13 protein-coding genes and 1 pseudogene are annotated in these 18,245 nt (G+C 62.2%); 10 read left to right on the forward strand and 4 right to left on the reverse strand.

Features of this window, described 5'->3' with window-relative positions; all coding sequences use genetic code 11:
• The first annotated feature begins 12 nt into the window (after positions 1–12).
• Positions 13–465, forward strand: a complete 453-nt coding sequence (locus tag NKH28_RS03460) for a very short patch repair endonuclease (protein ID WP_352978098.1) — start codon at positions 13–15, stop codon at positions 463–465.
• Here NKH28_RS03460 and NKH28_RS03465 read toward each other — a convergent pair.
• From NKH28_RS03465 to NKH28_RS03475, 3 genes are all read right to left on the reverse strand, one after another.
• Positions 430–1,110, reverse strand: coding sequence for a protein NO VEIN domain-containing protein (locus NKH28_RS03465; RefSeq protein ID WP_352977811.1), 681 nt, complete (start codon positions 1,108–1,110; stop codon positions 430–432). The two genes, NKH28_RS03460 and NKH28_RS03465, sit on opposite strands and share 36 nt — an antisense overlap.
• 244 nt (positions 1,111–1,354) lie before the next feature.
• The gene (locus tag NKH28_RS03470) at positions 1,355–3,328 is read right to left on the reverse strand and encodes a DEAD/DEAH box helicase (RefSeq protein ID WP_352977813.1); all 1,974 of its coding nucleotides are present in this window, start codon (positions 3,326–3,328) and stop codon (positions 1,355–1,357) included.
• Between the two features lie 9 nt (positions 3,329–3,337).
• Positions 3,338–4,630: a hypothetical protein gene (locus tag NKH28_RS03475; RefSeq protein WP_352977815.1), complete on the reverse strand. Its 1,293-nt coding sequence runs from the start codon at positions 4,628–4,630 to the stop codon at positions 3,338–3,340.
• A 335-nt stretch (positions 4,631–4,965) separates the two neighbouring features.
• Here NKH28_RS03475 and NKH28_RS03480 point away from each other — a divergent pair.
• From NKH28_RS03480 to NKH28_RS03510, 7 genes and pseudogenes are all read left to right on the forward strand, one after another.
• Positions 4,966–5,223, forward strand: a pseudogene (locus tag NKH28_RS03480) (LacI family DNA-binding transcriptional regulator); the annotation flags it as partial.
• A gap of 172 nt (positions 5,224–5,395) precedes the next feature.
• The gene (locus NKH28_RS03485; RefSeq protein ID WP_352977817.1) at positions 5,396–6,805 is read left to right on the forward strand and encodes a DUF6600 domain-containing protein; all 1,410 of its coding nucleotides are present in this window, start codon (positions 5,396–5,398) and stop codon (positions 6,803–6,805) included.
• A gap of 316 nt (positions 6,806–7,121) precedes the next feature.
• On the forward strand, positions 7,122–8,177 hold the full coding sequence (locus tag NKH28_RS03490) for a LacI family DNA-binding transcriptional regulator (RefSeq protein ID WP_352977819.1): 1,056 nt from the start codon (positions 7,122–7,124) through the stop codon (positions 8,175–8,177).
• 83 nt (positions 8,178–8,260) lie between these two features.
• Entirely contained in the window at positions 8,261–9,514 is a 1,254-nt protein-coding gene (locus NKH28_RS03495) for an ABC transporter substrate-binding protein (protein WP_352977821.1), read from the forward strand.
• Positions 9,515–9,884: 370 nt separating this feature from the next.
• Positions 9,885–10,814, forward strand: coding sequence for a carbohydrate ABC transporter permease (locus NKH28_RS03500; RefSeq protein ID WP_352452309.1), 930 nt, complete (start codon positions 9,885–9,887; stop codon positions 10,812–10,814).
• A complete protein-coding gene (locus NKH28_RS03505; protein ID WP_254817449.1) occupies positions 10,814–11,671 on the forward strand; it encodes a carbohydrate ABC transporter permease in 858 nt (285 codons plus the stop codon). Before NKH28_RS03500 ends, NKH28_RS03505 begins: the two co-directional genes overlap by 1 nt.
• Positions 11,672–11,698: 27 nt before the next feature.
• A complete protein-coding gene (locus NKH28_RS03510; protein WP_352977823.1) occupies positions 11,699–13,684 on the forward strand; it encodes a glycoside hydrolase family 127 protein in 1,986 nt (661 codons plus the stop codon).
• Between the two features lie 18 nt (positions 13,685–13,702).
• Here NKH28_RS03510 and NKH28_RS03515 read toward each other — a convergent pair whose 3' ends face one another.
• Complete coding sequence (locus NKH28_RS03515; RefSeq protein WP_352977825.1) at positions 13,703–14,482, reverse strand: response regulator; 780 nt, start codon at positions 14,480–14,482, stop codon at positions 13,703–13,705.
• Between the two features lie 204 nt (positions 14,483–14,686).
• Between NKH28_RS03515 and NKH28_RS03520 the strand changes: the two genes are divergently transcribed.
• Entirely contained in the window at positions 14,687–15,631 is a 945-nt protein-coding gene (locus tag NKH28_RS03520) for a cytochrome-c peroxidase (RefSeq protein ID WP_352977827.1), read from the forward strand.
• Positions 15,628–18,144: a two-component system VirA-like sensor kinase gene (locus tag NKH28_RS03525; protein ID WP_352977829.1), complete on the forward strand. Its 2,517-nt coding sequence runs from the start codon at positions 15,628–15,630 to the stop codon at positions 18,142–18,144. Before NKH28_RS03520 ends, NKH28_RS03525 begins: the two co-directional genes overlap by 4 nt.
• The last annotated feature ends 101 nt before the right edge of the window (positions 18,145–18,245 follow it).

Consider the following 18,245-nt stretch of genomic DNA (forward strand, 5'->3'; position numbering starts at 1 on the left):
ATCATCGAAGGTTTGGCAGACAGGCTTACTCCCGCACAGCGCAGCGCACATATGGCGCAAATAAAGCGCTCTGATACGCGACCCGAAAAGATCGTGCGCTCGCTATTGCACTCGCTAGGCTACCGCTTCAGAATCCAACTTAAGGGCGTGCCCGGACGACCGGACGTGGCCTTTCCGAAGCGACGCGTCGTGATCATGATACACGGGTGTTTTTGGCATGCCCACGGTTGCCCGTTGTCAAACACCCCAAAGACACGCATCGAGTTCTGGGCAAACAAATTTCGCGCGAACAAAGAAAGGGACGCCAGACTGCAAACCGCAGCGGAAGCGGCCGGCTGGCGTTGCGTGACTATCTGGGAATGCGAAACGCATGATCGGAAAGCACTTGTTCAACGACTACAAGGCGAACTCGGTCCTCAGCGGTGCCAGTCATTCCAGCGCGATACACTCGAAAGTGGTCGGTGAGATCGACCAGCCATTGTTCTCCGTTTGGATAAGCGCAGTATACGGCCCTCTTATTACTTCGGGCTCATACAGCGGGTCGAGCATGCGATCTCTGTTCACGATGCACAGCAGGTAAGCCTCACCCAAACGTCTCGCTGTCTCGATCTCGTTCCTCGTCCAGAAGAAGCGGCGCCGGCCAGTGTACGATTTCACCTCGATAAATAGATCGTGGTCCAAGACCGTCCGATCCGAAAACGAGGCGATATCATAGCCTGCCCCCGCGTCCTCAATCGATGTGCGCATGACTTGGTCCAGAAGTGGATGCGGCTTGAGCCGTTGCCGTTCCCTTTCAAGAATCCAATCCTCTGCGAGGCCTCCACTGATCGCTTGTTGTTCAAGCACATTGTCCAGGTTGGCTTGGCTTATCTGCCTTCTCGGCCTACGGTTCCACGACCTTGCCGCGTCTAGGAATGCGGCGTGGAACCGGTCGTCGATGATCCACTTCCTACTACCGGATCCAGGGCGGGATGCGACGCCGAACTCGATGAGCCAAAGTCGCAATCCGTCGACTGGTCCGGGCACCAGCATCGGATCGATGATAAGACGATCATCCTGCAACTGGAGTGCATGGGCTCCACCTTCAGCTAGGCGGCTGGTGATGACCATAGCCACCCAATCCGACAACGCTGCACTCCAATTGGGACCCTGCAATTCACCATAGCAGAGCCGATCACCTTCGCGGGTTAGTAGACGGGCCGCCTCCAGCATGGCGATCGAATTGTAAGTCTTCGACTGCGAGACTGCACGATGGGCGCTAAGATCGCGCGCGATCCTGTGGTCCGATCTGCCATGGCCAGTTCGCCCAATCGTCTCCAGAAGCGCGATGGTTTGGCTTCCGGAAAGGAGGCCGTCAGCGGGTCTTACGGCGTTCATAGGATTCGAGGATGAATCTGATGTCATCGAGACCATCATCATCCGACGTGGCCGTGAGGAGCGGGATATCTTCGGAGTCCACCAGGTCCGTCAGTCGTTGTTCTTTAACGATGAGGCGTGCATCGATGTCGTCATCGATTGTCCCCTCCGACATAAGATGAATATAGCGGACAGGCAGGCCGCCGTCGGGATTGTAGCGGTGAATACGATCCTTTGACTGAATATACCTGCCTGCGTTGAAGTCGCGGTCGAAATAGATAGCGGTTCGGCACGCCTTATGTAGCGAAATCGACTCGCCGACGGCCTGCGGATTGGCTATCAGTATCGCCTTCCCAGGCGTACGATGGAAGCCATCGATTATCGCTTCTCTCGTTCCCTCCGAGGCCTCCGATTCCCCGTCCATGCCGGCGACCGGCGTGGCGCCGGTTAGAACCTCGACGAAAGATGCAATCGGCTGGAAGCTTTGCCGTAACCGTTCGAGGTTGCCGAGGAAATAGGACCAGACAAGGACCTTCCCTTGATCTCGGAGCACATCCTCGACCAGTCCCTGACACACCCTCAGTCTGGCGAGATCGGTCTGCGCCCGGAATGCCTCGATGAGATCGGCGACACCCAATTCGCTGGCTGTGAGATCGCCCGAACCGCCAGTATCGAACACGCCCTCGTCTGCAAGTGGTTTAAGGAGCAGTTCTGGATTGATGCTGGCCTGACGCAATCGGATCAGCCTCGCCTTGACTCTGACGTTGCCATCCAGTCGTTCGAATTCCGACCGAAGCTGGGGTACGATCTTGCGCTCGAGCGCTCGATATATGCGATCCTGATTCGGATTCATCTCGATCCGCATCCGCTCTTCGTGTACGGCTGGCAGGTTCAGATCAGCCTTCTTAATACGGGTGAAATAGGGCTGGATGCGCTTCTTAAGTTGGTTGACAGCCGGTTGCATCGTCCCGTCAGACATTGCTCGGAGGGTCGCCGCCGGAAAGCCGACGATGTTCCTGGTTGGGTAAAGGAAGCGGAAGAGATTCGCGAGATCCTCATAGCCATTGGGTGCCGGAGTCCCGGTAAGGATGACGCGCGAGCGGGCGAGGGGCGCCAACCGTAGAGCGGCATTTGCCTGCCGCCCGTCTGCGCTTTTTATGTAGTGCGCTTCGTCGAGCACCATCATAGTGCGACCCCCACCGCGAGCCAGGAAGACACGGAAATCCTCCTCGATGTTCGTCATCGTCTGGTAGGAGGTCATGGTGAGCTCAACTTCCCGGGATCCGACGGTGATTCCGCGCAGATGATCGGACCTCTCGATTGGCGGCGTGGCCCCGCTGATCCTCCGGGAATCCGGTTTGCGCCCGAAGATAGCGTGGAATTCGTCCTCCCAAGCCTTGAACGACGAGAGCGGGCCGACGATCAGCAACCGTTCGATCGAACGAGGATTCTCCGGCGGCAGCGTCCGCATGTAGGCATAGGCTGCATAGACTACGGATGTCTTGCCTGCGCCAGGTACCGAGAAATTACAGACGTTCTGGGCGAAGGCCAAATGGAATGCTGAAAGGAGTTGCTTGCGGTAGAAACGCCGGCCAGGGCATCGCTGGTCGACGATATCCACGAACTGACGGAACTCCGCAGTGTCGAGTTGCCTGTTCCAAATATCAAGAGCACGGGCCGAGAAGTCCGCGAACCTTTGTTCCTCTGCCTCAACCAGGTTGAGAGCATTCGACACCTGTCCCGTAGTGGCGATTTCGATGCCGATGCGTGCCAGAAGCCGCGACACAGCCTGATAGCGCGAACTGAGTACATCGCTGTCGGTAGGGACGAGTATGCGAGCATCGGAATCAATCGACCCTCGATGTTGACGAAGGAACGCGGCGAGAAGGGGATTGCGGGCCAATTGCGGCCCGATCCCGATGATGACTAGCAGATTGTCTGCCGGGTCGAATGAAAGGGTTACGGTTGGCACGGGCGCCGGTCAGGCCTGGATCGAGCGGTCGAAACGCTTTTTGATCGCGTACGTGAGACGATTGATGTCTATCGCGAGCGCCAAATTTTCGGACCCGTTCAATAATGCTTCGCCATCGAGATCGATCTTCTCAAGCAATTCCTTCGCGCGCCTTAGATACTCGCTAGGCTTCAGCTCTCTAGTTGCCAGATCGAGGCTGTAGCTTGATCGCCCGAAATTGGACTTCATTGCGGCGCCGACAGCACCTGACCATCGCTTGTCACGTGCGCGAGCCGCATCGACCTTGGTCTCGTAGTCGTTCGGGTGTTCCCGGATAAATTCGTCGAGCGTGCCATGCGCCGTTGTCACCGGATCGACGGCATCCTGGTGGGAATCGCGGAAATTCTGCCAGATCTCCTGCTTAGCGAAGAAGTTGTTGCCGTTTCCTTGGTGCGAAATCTCACGATACGCCTTTTTTGCGTCGGCGAGCTCTCCGAGTCGGATGTAGTCGAACTGAATCAACTTGAGCTGTAGCGGATCTAAATCCGGATCGAAGACCCACGGAATCTTGTGTTTGCCGCCGTTGATCCGATTGAGGTCTCCGTGGAGGTCGACGAACATGCCCTCCTTCGACCCGTCTCCGTCCTTGAGCATCGTGTAGAGGCGGGGCGCGCCTACGTGCTCCAAATACTCGTCCATCAGGTCCATGATCTGGAGGAGTCGCGCCGCGTTTCCCGGCTTCTCGTTCATGAGTTTATCGATTTGGTCCTTCGGAATACCGAGGTCGACGTGGAGCCTACGCACGTGCAAGTACTTCTGCAGTGCTCCGTATTCGACCTTCGCATCCTCACCCAACTGGTATTGGGTTTCTAACCTTACGATCGCCTCCTGGTTGTCAGCATAAGCGTGGGGCAGGATGATAGCTTCGAAATGCTGCTTGATGCCGGTCGCTTTCTCCAAGCGTCGCAGCAGCATGGCACGGCGATTCCCGTCGATGATAACGCCATCCAGGCTGACGATCCCCGGCCGCTGTTGGCCTTTATCCTTTAGGTCTGCGAGCGTCGCCTTGTTCCGCTGCACAGCCGATTGCCATAGGAGCTCCTCGATCACATCATGGAGGTCCTCGTCATAGCCTTCAGGCGACACCGCATTCTGCTCTTCCCAGGTCAGCATCTCGGCCTCGAGACGCCCGTTGTGGCGGTTGTAGATTAGGTAATCGAGATTGATGGTCGAAACTTTATGGGCCTTTGTCTCCCCGTCGTAATGGAGCTTCTGGAGGACTTGACCCTTCTCGGGGCTCCGTAGCTCGCCAAGCTTCTGCATCCTAACGTCGGCACTCAACAACATCCGCCCCCCGATCGGCTAAAAAGCCCGCCCCGATTCCATCCAGCCCGGACGCCGACCTTCTGATCTGACTCGGATCGACGCACGATATGATGCTAACGTGCTTTTTGGGCGAAGGCTATCGAGAGTAGGTGCGAGATCGGTTGGCGCCATCCTACATCGCCATGCCCGCTTGCATGCCCGCATTCTCATCCTAGTCTCTCCTGAGAAAACCTTTTCCCAAACCACCTCGCATCCGCTGACCTCACCATTCAGCGCCTCGCAGGGCCATAAGAGAAAAGCTTTTCTCAAACGGGAGGATCGATATCCAAATCATGGCGTCCGACGTCCAGCCAACGCCCGCCAAGCAGCCCGTCACCCTCCGTGAGGTGGCGGCCATTGCCGGCGTCAGCGTTGCCACGGCATCAAAAGCGCTGAACGGGCAGGGGCGGATGACGGCCGAGACGCGGACCCGGATTCGCGGGACGGCGCAGCGGCTTGGCTTTCGCCCGAACAGCCTGGCGCAGAGCCTGTTGCGGCGGCGCAGCTTTACGGTCGGGCTTTTGACCAACGACACCTATCGCCGCGCCTCCGGCGCGCATTTGTGATGGTCACCGCCCTCATGAAGCAACTCTGATCCCAAATATCATCGTGCGATGCCAAGCCGCTGCGGGAGGGGATGCGGGTGACGTCAGCAAAGTGGAACAATCCGGCAGCCGACGGGTTTGTACGATGAAGGGCGATCTGTTTCGGAGGAAGATTACGATGAAACGCGTCCTTGCCCAACATGCGGTGCGACTGATGCTGGGCGGCGTAACCGCCTGCCTGCTCACGGTCGTCGAGATTCCCAACCCAATTGCGCCATTGTCGCTCGTGTCCGAGGCAAGGGCTGCCACCACCGTTTCGATCAGCACGTTCTACGAAGACCTGTCTTCCTATGGTGATTGGGTCTCGTATCACGGAGCGACCGTTTTCGTGCCGGTTGATGTGCCTGACGATTGGCGTCCGTATACGCTTGGACACTGGGTCTATACCGAGCAGTATGGCTGGCTCTGGGTGTCCGACGAGCCATTCGGCTGGGCGACGTACCATTACGGCCGGTGGGGCTATGCCGACGATATCGGCTGGTACTGGGTTCCGGGCACCCGCTGGGCGCCAGCATGGGTGAGTTGGCGTCGTGACAGGGAGCACATCATTTGGGCGCCGCTGCCGCCCCGCCGCGATCCGGATTTGATTTCAATCGAGGTGACCTTCGACACGACGCCGGATTATTACTGGGTTGTGGTCCCCACCCGCGAATTCCTTGCCGCGGACATTTCTGTGGTCGTTATTCGTGATGAGCCGGAGTTTGTGCGCATTGTCGAGGCGGCCGAACCGGCCGGCGACGTGACGATCCAGAACAATTTGGTGATCAACAAAGTCATTGATGTCGATGTGATCGAAAAGGAGACGAACCAGAAGGTGATTGCCGTCAAGGTCAGCAAGACCGACGCGCCCGAGCAGTCCGGCAAACTGGAAAACGATACGGTCGCTGTCTTTGAGGGCGAGGTGAAAGCCGACCCTAAGGCCAAACCAGCTAAGCTCAAAGACATCGAGGAGGTGAAGCAGGTTCAGGCTGGCCGGAAATCGAAGCCGACCGAAGGCGCTGCAACGACCGAGCAGGCCAAGCCCGAAGAAACCGCCAAGCCTGAGAAGCCGAAGGCCAAGGAGCAGCCGGCCACCGAGCAGCAGCAGGCCGAGCCCGGCAAGGCGGCCAAGCCTGAGAAGCCGAAGGCCGGGGAGCAGCCCGCCGCCAAGCAGCAGCAGGCCGAGCCGGAACAGGCGGCCAAGCCTGAGAAGCCGAAGCCCAAGAAGCAGCCCGCCGCCGAGCAGCAGCAGGCCGAACCGGAACAGGCGGCCAAGCCCGAGAAACCGAAGGCCAAGAAGCAGCCCGCCGCCGAGCAGCAGCAGGCCGAGCCCGAACAGACGGCCAAGCCTGAGAAGCGGAAGGCCAAGAAGCAGCCCGCTGCCGAGCAGCAGCAGGCTGAGCCGGAGCAGGCTGCCAAGCCTGAGAAGCGGAAGGCCAAGGAGCAGCCAGCGGCCGAGCAGCAGCAGGCCGAGCCCGAGCAGGCGGTCAAGCCCAAGCCACAGAAACAGAAAAACAAGGCGTGCGATCCACAGACTGAGAACTGCTAGCTCTGCGGGTAGACTGCGGCACCGCGATTATTTGATCGCGGTGCCCGTAAAACGGCAATGCACGCCAAAGCTGCTCGCCCTCTTTCCTTCGTGCCGCCATGGCAGATCCTGAACCCAGGGCAGCGAGTCGTAGTTGACTGCCGAACATGCCTGTAACCAGGCCATTCCCTCTTGCCATCCTTGCATCCTTCCCCTAATCTTCCTTTTGAGAAAACCTTTTCCCAACTCTGCCGGCATCCGCTGACTTCACCATTCAGCGCCTCGCAGGCCGGTAAGAGAAAAGCTTTTCTCAAATGGGAGGATCGATATCCAAATCATGGCGTCCGACGCGCAGCCAACGCCTGTTTCTGCCAAGCAGCCGGTCACCCTGCGTGAGGTGGCGGCACTCGCCGGCGTCAGCGTCGCCACGGCGTCAAAGGCGCTGAACGGGCAGGGGCGGATGACGGCCGAGACGCGGACCCGGATTCGCGAGACGGCGCAGCGGCTTGGCTTTCGCCCGAACAGCCTGGCGCAGAGCCTGCTCAGGCGGCGCTCCTTTACCGTCGGGCTTTTGACCAACGACACCTATGGCCGCTTTTCGCTGCCGCTGATGGCCGGCGTTTCCGATGCGCTGGTCGATGCCGGCGTCTCGGTGTTCCTGTGCAATGTCGAGGACGACCCGCGCCTGGCCCAGCTGCATGTCGATGCCATGCTCGACAAGCGCGTCGACGGCATCATCGCCACCGGCAAGCGCATCGACCGCCATCTGCCGGTCGACCTCGCCAATCTCGGCATTCCGGCGATCTACGCCTTCACCGAGCCCGATCCCGGCTCCATCGCCTTCGTCTCCGATGATGCCGGCGGGGCGCGGCTGGCGGTCGAGCATTTTTGCCGGCTCGGACGGCGGCGCATCGCGCATGTCAGCGGTCCCGCAAGCTTTGCCGTGGTGCATGCGCGGGCCGAGGCCTATCGCGCGGTGCTGGCCGAGAACGGCCTGCCGGTCATGGAGCCGCTGCTCGGCCCGTGGTCGGAGGCCTGGGGCCATGAGGCGGTCAAGACGCTGTTCGACGGCAAGGGACGCGATGGCGAAAAACCCGATGCCGTCTTCTGCGGCAACGACCAGATCGCGCGCGGCGTCATCGACGCCTTGCGCGAGCGCGGTATCGGCGTGCCGGACGAGGTCGGCGTCATCGGTTTCGACAATTGGCAGATCGTCGCCGAGGCGACCCGCCCGCCGTTGACCTCCGTCGACATGAACCTTTCAGCACTTGGCCGCGAGGCCGGCCTTGCCTTGCTTTCGCTCGTCGGCGGCGAAGCCGCTCTGCCGGGCATCAGAAAACTGCCGTGCCGGCTGGTGGTGCGTCAGTCATGCGGCCGTCCGCCGGACGGCTGAACGAAACGGGCCGTGTCGATAGTCACCCGCTTGGGGGCGCGGCTAAATTAAAACGCTAAATTAAAACCATGTGGAGGAGAAGCATGAGAACCACCATTACCGGGCTCGCCATCGCCGCGAGCATTTTGGGCACGCTGGCAACGGCCGGCTCGGCCGCCGCCGACACCGCCAACATCTGGGTTCGCGCCGACGGCTCGAACTTCATGCCGCGCATCGTCGATGCCTTCAACAAGGGGCATCAGAACCAGATCAAGCTCGACATCATCCCCAACGCCGAAATCATCCCGAAATACGGCGCTGCCGCCGCCGGCGGCACGGCGCCCGATGCGCTGTCGCTCGACCTGATCTACACGCCGTCCTTCGCCGCCGCCGGCCAGCTCGAAGACATCACCGACTGGGCGAAATCGCTGCCCTATTTCGCCAGCCTGTCGCCGGCGCATGTCAAGACCGGCACCTATAAGGGCCGCATCTACGGGCTGCCGTTCTCGGCGGATTCCTCGGTGCTGATCTGGAACAAGAAGCTGTTCAAGCAGGCTGGCCTCGACCCGGAAAAGGGCCCGACCAACTGGGCCGAAATCGAAGCCGACGCCGAAAAGGTCAACGCGCTCGGCGGCGACATCAAGGGCTTCTATTTCTCCGGCAATTGCGGCGGCTGCAACATCTTCACCTTCACGCCGCTGATCTGGGCCTCGGGCGGCGATATCCTGACAGAGGACGGCTCCAAGGCGACGCTGGACACGCCGCAGATGCGCGGCGCCATCGACCTCTACCGTTCGATGGTCAAGAAGGACCTGGTGCCTTCAGGCGCGCAGACCGACACCGGCTCCAACTTCTTTGCCGCCTTCGCCACCGGCAATATCGGCATCTCGCCGTCCGGCGCCTTCGCCATCGGCGCGCTCAACACGCAATACCCCGACATCGACTACGGCATCACCTTCCTGCCCGGCAAGGATGGCGGCTGGTCGTCGTTTGCCGGCGGCGACAATTTCGTCGTCACCAAGGGCACCACCAAGGTGGCGGTGGTGAAGGAGTTCCTCGACTTCGCCTATTCGCTCGAGGGCCAGACCATTTTGGCGAAATACGGCAGCCTGCCGGTGCGCGGCGACATCGCCAATGAGGCGCTGAAGGAACTCGACCCGCGCTACAAGGTTGCCGCCGAAGCCATGGCCAAGGGCCGCACGCCCTATTCGGTGGTGTTCAACGACCTGATCAACTCGGCCAACGGTCCGTGGAACCAGATGATGAACGAGGTCTTCTTCGGCGAAGACGTCGACGGCGCCATCGCCAACGCGCAGGAGACCATGCAGTCGATCATCGATTCGGCGCCGCAGAAGTAAGGCGCCGGCTCCACCTCCCCCTTGAGGGGAGGTCGGACCGAAGGTCCGGGTGGGGTCGTTGCGGCAGTGCTCGACGCTCTTTTGATGTCGGCGCTTCGCGGAGGACCCCACCCCCGGCCTTCGGCCGGACCCTCCCCTCAAGGGGGAGGGGACGTCCCGCCAATGGAACAACAGGCATGAGCACCATCACAGTACGCCGTCGCAACGTTGGCTCCCCCTTCTCCCCTTGTGGGAGAAGGTGTCGCCGAAGGCGACGGATGAGGGGTGCTCCAGCTTGGCTCGGACGGCATTCCTTCCAACACCCCTCATCCGTCTCGGCGCTTCGCGCCGATCCACCTTCTCCCACAAGGGGAGAAGGAGAAGGCCAGCGATGACCACCATCACAGCAACCACCGCCGCGCCAGCGCGCGCATACAAACTGGTCGGCGCCGGCCGCCGGCAGTGGATCGGCCTGCTCTATGTCGCGCCGGCCGTCGCGCTTGTCGTCGTCTTCTTCATCGTGCCGCTTTGCATGACCGCCTGGATGTCGCTGCACAACTGGCCGCTGATGGGCGCGCATAGCTTCATCGGGCTCGACAATTACTGGGCGATCCTGCGCGATACCCGCTTCTGGAACGCGCTGAAATTCACCGGCTACTACACGGTGGTGGTGACGATCGCGATCTTCGCCGTCGCCTTTCCGCTGGCGCTGTTCATCGAAAGGCCGCGGCAGCTGACCGGCTTCTACCGGACGTCCTTCTTCATGCCGGCGGTTATCGGCTTCGCCTCGGCGAGCCTTTTGTGGTCGTGGCTGCTCAATGTCGATTCCGGCCTGTTCAGCCCGGCCGCTTTCGAGCTCGGCCTGACCGAGAAGAAATTCAACCTGCTGGCGACCTTCCAGCCGGCCTTCTGGTCGATCATCGCCATGGTCGTGTGGAAGGTGGCGGGCTTCACCATGATCATCCTGATGACCGGCCTGCAGTCGATCCCGCCGGACCTGCAGGAGGCGGCGATGATCGACGGGGCAGGGCCATTCGCGCGGTTCCGGGCGATTACCTTGCCCTTGATGCGCCGCACGCTGGCGCTGGCGCTGATCCTGTCGGTCGCCGGCTCGATCCTCGCCTTCGACCAGTTCTACATCATCCTGCGCGGCGGCCCGCGCAACCAGACGCTGACCGCCGTCTACTGGATCTTCAACCAGTCCTTCGTGTCGTTCAAGCTCGGCTATGGCGCGGCGCTTTCGATGGTCCTGCTGGTCATCCTGGTGGCGCTCAGCCTTATCCAGCTGCGGCTGCTGCGCAATCCGGAAGGGGTCGACTGATGGCGCAGGCAAGGAGCCGCAAACGCCGCATCGGCATGCAGATCGCCGAGCACTCGACCGGCATCATCGCGTCCATACTGTTCCTGGCGCCGATCGCCTGGACGGTGCTTTCGGCCTTCAAGCCGGCGCAGGAGGCGCGCCAGCCGCCGCTGCCGCCGTGGCCGACCAGCGGCATCTCGCTCGAGAACTACGCGACGCTCAACACCTTCGGCGACGGCCTCTGGCTGCCAGCGCAAAACAGCATCTACGTCTCGGTCATGACGGTGGTGCTGTCGGTGATCGTCAGCGTGCTCGCCGGCTACGGTTTCTCGCGCTTCCGTTTTCCGCTGAAGAACCTGCTGTTCGTCGTCATCCTGTCGACGATCATGATCCCGTTCCAGTCGATCCTGACGCCGATCTTCCTGGTGCTGACCAAGATCGGCCTGCACAACACGCTGACCGGGCTGGTCTGCGTCTACGTCACGCTGCAGCTGCCGTTCTCGATCTTCATGATGCGCAACGCCTTCGACGCGGTGCCGCGCGAGATCGAGGAGGCCGCCCGCATGGACGGCGCCAACAACGTCACCATGCTGTTGAGGGTGATGCTGCCGCTGGTCTGGCCGGGCATCGTCACCATCGCGCTGTTCGCCTTCCTTGGCGCCTGGAACGAGTTTCTGGCGGCGCTGGTGCTGATGACAGACCAGTCGAAATTCACGCTGCCGATCATGATGACCGCGCTGCAGTCCGGCCGCTTCGGCGCCATCGACTGGGGCGCCGTGCAGGCCGGCGTCACCGTCATGATGGTGCCGTGCCTGGTGCTCTTCCTGCTGCTGCAGCGCTTCTACATCCGCGGCCTGATGGCAGGGGCCGTGAAGTGACCAACCGAACCGAACCGGAGTAAATTGATGACCGCATCGCATTCCGCCAGTCAGGGCGCCAAGCCGAAACTCGCCTTCCGCCCGCTGCCGGTGCCGCAGGTCGATGTGCGCGGCTTCTGGGGCGACCGCGTCGATGCCGTCGCCTCGAAGACCGCCGGCATCCTCTATGACCGCTGCGTCGAGGCGCGCATGCTCGAGCAGATCGACCCCGACCGGCCGTCGCCCGGCGTCGTCATCCCGTTCCACTCACCTTCACCGGACGAGGCGGCCACCGCCGGCAACGAGTTCACCGGATCGACGGTGACGACGCAGATGTTCTGGGACTCCGATTGGGGCAAGACCATCGAGACCGCCGCCTATTCGCTCTATCGCCGCCGCAACGACGAGCTCGAGAAGAAGATCGATGCCGTCATCGACATGTATGGAAAGCTGCAGCAGCCCGACGGCTATCTGTCGAGCTGGTACCAGCGCATCCAGCCCGGCCTGCGCTGGACCAATCTGCGCGATTGCCACGAGCTCTATTGCGCCGGCCACCTGATCGAAGGCGCCGTCGCCTACTACCAGGCCACGGGGAAACGCAAGCTGCTCGACATCATGTGCCGCTACGTCGATCATATCGCCGAGACGTTCGGTCCCGAGCCCGGCAAGAAGAAGGGCTATTGCGGCCATGAGGAGATCGAGCTGGCGCTGGTCAAGCTGGCGCGGGTGACGGGCGAGCGCAAATACATGGAGCTAGCCAGATACTTCATCGACCAGCGCGGCCTTGAGCCGCATTATTTCGACGAGGAGGCGCGCGCCCGCGGCGCCGACCCCAAGGCCTATCATTTCAAGACTTACGAATACAACCAGTCGCACAAACCGGTGCGCGAGCAGGACAAGGTCGTCGGCCATGCGGTGCGGGCGATGTATCTCTATTCGGGCATGGCCGACATCGCCACCGAATATGGCGACGACACGCTGCGCGTGGCGCTCGACCGGCTGTGGGACGATCTCATGACCAAGAACCTCTACGTCACCGGCGGCCTCGGGCCGTCCTCGCACAATGAGGGTTTCACCGCCGATTTCGACCTGCCCAACGACACCGCCTATGCCGAAACCTGTGCTTCGGTCGGCCTGGTGTTCTGGGCAAGCCGCATGCTCGGCATGGGTCCCAATGCGCGCTACGCCGACATCATGGAGCGGGCGCTCTACAACGGCTCGATCTCCGGCCTGTCGCTCGACGGCTCGCTGTTCTTCTACGAGAATCCGCTCGAAAGCCGCGGCGCCCACCACCGCTGGAAATGGCACCGCTGCCCGTGCTGCCCGCCCAATGTCGGGCGCATGGTCGCCTCGATCGGCAGCTATTTCTACGGCCTCTCGGACGACGCACTCGCCGTCCATCTCTATGGAAACGGCACGGCTCGTTTCGATATTTCTGGGACGCAGATAGAGCTCACCCAAACGAGCAATTATCCCTGGGACGGCGCGGTCTCGATCTCCGTCGAACCGGAAGCTCCGACCGCGTTCACTTTGCACCTGCGCCTGCCGGCCTGGTGCCGCAAGGCAGCGCTCAAGGTCAACGGCGCAGATGTCGATCTGGCTGCTGTCAGCAGCGACGGCTATGCCGCGATCCGCCGCGAATGGCGCAAGGGCGACCGCGTCGAGCTCGACCTCGAAATGGCCGTCGACCGCCTCTACGCCAACCCGCAGGTGCGGCAGGATATCGGCCGCGTCGCACTGGCGCGCGGACCGCTGATCTATTGCGTCGAGGAGACCGACAATTCCAGCCAGCTGCACCGCATCGCTCTGCCGCGCACGGCCGACATCGAGGCGCATCAGCAGCCGAACCTTCTGGGCGGCGTTGTGACACTTTCGGCGATTGCCAAAAAGGAGGCTTTCGAAAACTGGGAAGAGGGGCTCTACCGCACCGAACCGCCGGCGCTCGAGGGCGCGAAAATCACCGCCGTGCCGTACTTTGCCTGGGACAACCGCGATCCCGGCGAGATGCTGGTCTGGCTGAGAAGCGCGGAGTAGGCTGGGCGCGGCAGCGGCTCAAAGTACCTCGACCGCAGTCGCGAATATGTAGCCGGCGCCACGCTCCGTAACAATGAGCTTCGGCTCGCTCGGATTGACCTCGAGCTTGCGGCGCAGCCGCAATATCTGCACGTCGATGCTGCGGTCGAACACCTCTTCGTCGTGCACGCGGCTGGCAGCGAGAAGCTGCTCGCGGCTCAGGATCTGTTGCGGCGATTTCAGGAACGCCGTCAGCAGGTTGAACTCGCCGGCGGTCAGCGGCGTCGTCTCGCCCGCCGCCGACCTCAGGCGCCGCATCCGCATGTCGAGCTCCCAGCCGGCAAAACGATAGCGTATGGGTTTCTTGCCGCGCGGCTGCGACTGCGTCGACCGCGATCGCCGCAGCACGGCGCGAATGCGCGCCAGCAGCTCCCTGAGGCCGAAGGGCTTGGTGATGTAGTCGTCGGCGCCGAGTTCCAGGCCGACGACGCGATCCACCTCGTCGCACCTGTGGCCGGTGATGATGATGATGGGCGCTTCCGTTGGACTGCCGAGTTGCCGCATGATGTCGAACCCGTCCTCATCGGCAAGCCGCATGTCGAGGATCATCAGGTCTACGGGCTTTTCATTGAGGACGCGCGACATGGCCCGGCTGTCGGCGACCGCGCTAACCCTGAAGTTTTGGCTCTCCAGGTAATTGGTGAGCATATCGCGAATTTCGGGGTCGTCGTCGACGACAAGGATATGCTTCGGCGCCGCTGGCTGCTCGATACTGCCTCTCGACTGCTGTTCGTGGCGAATGTTTTGTTCGGCTGACATCTCGCACCGTCCGCAAGCATGGAACTCATGACCGAGCCGTTGCTTTATTTAAACGTCGATTTTCGGCGATTTATTGGTGAACGCCGATGATCTACGTGATCGCACACCCTGCCACAGGCTCGCTCGATGGCACATCAGCAGATTGGTAAGGTTCGGGCGGGGCTTTTTGTTCCGCTTTGCCTGGCAATAGCGGCACCTTTTGCGTTGGCCCAGAGCAATCAGCCGGCCCCGCCGATGGGCGAGCCGATTGCACCGATCACGGCCAGCGGCCCCTCCGACCGGGCGAAGATCGCGCTTGGCGAGAGCCTGTTCAACGATGCCCGCCTGTCGCATGGCGATGTCGTCGCTTGCAGTTCCTGTCACAGGCTCGATTTCAGCGGCGACGACGGTCTGGCCCGTTCCGTGGCGGCGGATGGCAAGCCGCTCGATTTCAACACGCCGACCGTCTTCAACGCGGCGCTCGATTTTCGGCTGAACTGGCGCGGCAATTTCCGCACTTTCGAGGAGCAGAACGAGGCAGCCCTGCTCGATGACAGGCTGATGAATACGAGCTGGGAGGAATTGCTGACCAAGCTGCGCTCGAATGCCGAGTATTCGCAGCGGTTCGCGAGGGTCTACGGCGCCATTCCCGACCGGACAAGCGTGCTCGATGCGCTTGTTGTCTTTCAACGGTCGCTGATCACGCCCGATGCCCGTTTCGACCGCTATCTCAAGGGCGAACGCGACGCCATCACGACCGACGAAGAGCACGGCTATCTACTGTTCAAAGCGTATGGCTGCGTCGCCTGCCACCAGGGCGCCAACGTAGGCGGCAATCTGTTTCAGAAATTCGGCATCTTCCAGGATCCCTTCGCTCGCCAGAAGACCCTGACCAAGGCGGATCTCGGCCGCTTCGCCGTTACCGGCGCCGAGAGCGACCGCCATGTGTTCCGCGTTCCCAGCCTGCGCAACGTCGCGGTGACGGCGCCGTATTTTCACGATGGCCGCACCGCATCGCTCGCAGACGCGGTGAAGATCATGGCGCGCAACCAACTCGGCCGGGAGCTCGACCAGCGCGATGCCGATCTCATCGTCGAATTCCTCGGGACACTGACGGGCGAGTATCGCGGCCGGCCGTTGACCAGCGCAGCCGATCGTCTGCAGCAATGAAGTCGCTACGCATCCTGGCGCCGATCGTTGCCTGCCTGCTCATCGCCCTGACCTACCTCCTGGTGCAGGGCACGGCTCCCGATGCGGCGCGCCACGAGCGCACGCTCGATGCGCTCAGGACCGTCATCCTCTATAACGCCGCACTCCAACGCGATGTTTTAAGGGCACGCGCGGGACTGCTGCGCAGCTACGATCCGCTTGTGCGGTCGATCGAGAACCTGGATGAGGCGACGCAGACGCTGCCGGCTGCCCGCGACGTAGCAAGCGGCGAAACACGGGCGGATATCGACAAGCTGATCGCCCAAGTCATCGCCGCGATCCGCGACGAGGAAGCGCTCGTCGAGAGGTTCAAGTCCGATAACGCGCTGCTGCAGAACTCGCTGAACTTTTTCAACTATATGAGCGGTCGTCTCACGAGCGAGGGTGACGGCCTTCGAGCGGTCGAGATAGGAGCCCTGATGGTCGCAATGTCGCGGTTTATCAGCGATCCCCAGCCGGATGCGGCAAAAGCAGTAACCGCCGCACTCGACCGGCTGGCAAGGCCCTCCGTCGATGCCGTGCCTGCAAGCGATGTGCTCTCGCTCGTCTCCCACGGCCGGCTTATCGTCACCAGGCTTCCGGCGGTCGACGATCTCGTCGCCCGCCTGCAGACCGCGCCGACGAGCGAGCGGGCTCGCGCGCTGCAGGACGTCTATCTCGGTGCGCATGGGCGGGCCGCGGCGCGGGCCGAACTGTTCCAGACGCTGCTTTATGTCGCCGCGTTGGGCCTCGTCGGCTATGTCGCCTACCTGTTCGCCCGCCTGCGCCGCAACGCGCGGATCCTGCGCGAGCGGCTGGAATTCGAGGACCTGATCGCCTCGATCTCCACGCAGTTCATCAATCTGCCGCGTGACCGCATCCGCGCCGGCATCAGCAAGGGCCTCGCGCGCCTGGTCGAACATGCCGGGCTCGACGGCGCCCAGATTTTCGTCAGCCACATCGCCGATCCTTCCGGCGGCTACTTCTATCGCCGTCCGGGCGGGAGCAGGCCGGCCCGCCTGTCGAAGGACATGATCGAGCTGGCTTCACGCTGGACGCTGGCCGACCACGAGCGGCAGGGCTGCATCGACGTTCCCCGCGTCGGCGAGCTTCCCGAGGGGCGGGAGAAGGCATCCCTGCAGGCGCACCAGTTTCGATCGTGGCTGTGCATACCGATGTGGCATGCCGGCGAGCGGTTGGGTTTTCTGGCTCTCGATACCGTCACGCACGAAAAGCATTGGGCCGACGACGACATTGCACTGCTGCGCACCGCGGCCGAGATTTTCGCCAATGCCATCGTGCGCGAGCACAACGAACGCGAGCGTGAGGCACTGCAGGCGCGGCTCAATCAGTCGCAACGGCTGGAAGCGATCGGGACGCTCGCCGGCGGCATAGCGCACGAGTTCAACAACATCCTCGGTGCCGTCCTTGGTTACAGCGAGATGGCGCTGGCGGTGCTGCTGAAGGAGTCGCGCGCGCGGCGCTACGTCCAGCAGATCATGCAGGCCGGCAGGCGGGCGCAGGACGTCACCGAGCAGATCCTCGCCTTCGGCCGTCGTCACGAGCGGCAGCATCACGCGCTGCGGGCGGAAGCCGTGGTTGCCGAAGCGATCGACCTGCTGCGCGCCTCGTTCCCCGCCACGCTTTCAGTGCAGACGCGTCTTGCAGCCGCGGATGCGGCGATGATGGGCGATCCGACCGAGCTTCAGCAGGTGGTGATGAACCTCGGCACCAACGCGGCGCAGGCGATGAACAACCGCGGCGCATTGGAAATCGGTCTCGACACGACGGAATTCGTCGAGGCGCGGATGCTGTCGCACGGCAACCTGCCTGCCGGGCGCTACCTCCGCCTTGCCGTCAGGGACACCGGCAGCGGCATGGATCAGGCGACGCTCGAGCGTATCTTCGAGCCGTTCTTCACGACCAAGCCGGCAGGGCAAGGCACCGGGCTCGGCCTGTCGACGGTGCACGGCATCGTCATGGCGCACAGAGGCGCGGTCGACGTGAACAGCAAGCCCGGCGAAGGCACGACCTTCGAGATCTATTTTCCGCAGATCGAGGCCGCCGAAGCAACCCAGAACGAGGACGAGAGCGACGCCGCCGAGGTGCCGGTCAAGCATGGCAACGGCGAGACGATCCTCGTCGTCGACGACGACACGCCGCTGATGCAACTTGCGGAGGAAATGCTCGCCGCGCTCGGCTACGAGCCGGTCGGGTTCGACCGCAGCCCCGCGGCTCTCAGCGCATTCCGCGCCGATCCGGAACGCTTCGACCTGGTGCTGACCGACGAGGTCATGCCCGACATCACAGGGATCGAATTCTCCGGCCGGTTGCACAAGATCCGGCCCGACCTTCCGGTCGTGCTGATGACCGGTTACGGCCGTCAGCTGCGGTCGCGCCAACTGACGGCGGCCGGCATAAGCGAAGTCATCAAGAAGCCGCTGCTGTCGGCCGCCGTCGCACAATGTCTTGCCCGCCATCTGCATTCAGGCTGATCACGGCCGGCCGGATTTCTTCGTTACAACCGTAACCAAAATCCCAGCTGGCTGAAATCGACCCGTAGCCGGGCCAGTCGATGGTCCTCCCGCGCCCAGAC

This window comes from Mesorhizobium sp. M1227 (assembly GCF_040318315.1).
Classification (GTDB): domain Bacteria; phylum Pseudomonadota; class Alphaproteobacteria; order Rhizobiales; family Rhizobiaceae; genus Mesorhizobium.

Excerpts from the sequence above, each read along its gene's own strand:
- NKH28_RS03465 (WP_352977811.1), bottom strand. The coding sequence starts at position 1,110 with ATGGTCATCACCAGCCGCCTAGCTGAAGGTGGAGCCCATGCACTCCAG.
- NKH28_RS03475 (WP_352977815.1), bottom strand. The coding sequence starts at position 4,630 with ATGCAGAAGCTTGGCGAGCTACGGAGCCCCGAGAAGGGTCAAGTCCTC.
- NKH28_RS03485 (WP_352977817.1), top strand. The coding sequence starts at position 5,396 with ATGAAACGCGTCCTTGCCCAACATGCGGTGCGACTGATGCTGGGCGGC.
- NKH28_RS03490 (WP_352977819.1), top strand. The coding sequence starts at position 7,122 with ATGGCGTCCGACGCGCAGCCAACGCCTGTTTCTGCCAAGCAGCCGGTC.
- NKH28_RS03495 (WP_352977821.1), top strand. The coding sequence starts at position 8,261 with ATGAGAACCACCATTACCGGGCTCGCCATCGCCGCGAGCATTTTGGGC.
- NKH28_RS03500 (WP_352452309.1), top strand. The coding sequence starts at position 9,885 with ATGACCACCATCACAGCAACCACCGCCGCGCCAGCGCGCGCATACAAA.
- NKH28_RS03505 (WP_254817449.1), top strand. The coding sequence starts at position 10,814 with ATGGCGCAGGCAAGGAGCCGCAAACGCCGCATCGGCATGCAGATCGCC.
- NKH28_RS03510 (WP_352977823.1), top strand. The coding sequence starts at position 11,699 with ATGACCGCATCGCATTCCGCCAGTCAGGGCGCCAAGCCGAAACTCGCC.
- NKH28_RS03515 (WP_352977825.1), bottom strand. The coding sequence starts at position 14,482 with ATGTCAGCCGAACAAAACATTCGCCACGAACAGCAGTCGAGAGGCAGT.
- NKH28_RS03525 (WP_352977829.1), top strand. The coding sequence starts at position 15,628 with ATGAAGTCGCTACGCATCCTGGCGCCGATCGTTGCCTGCCTGCTCATC.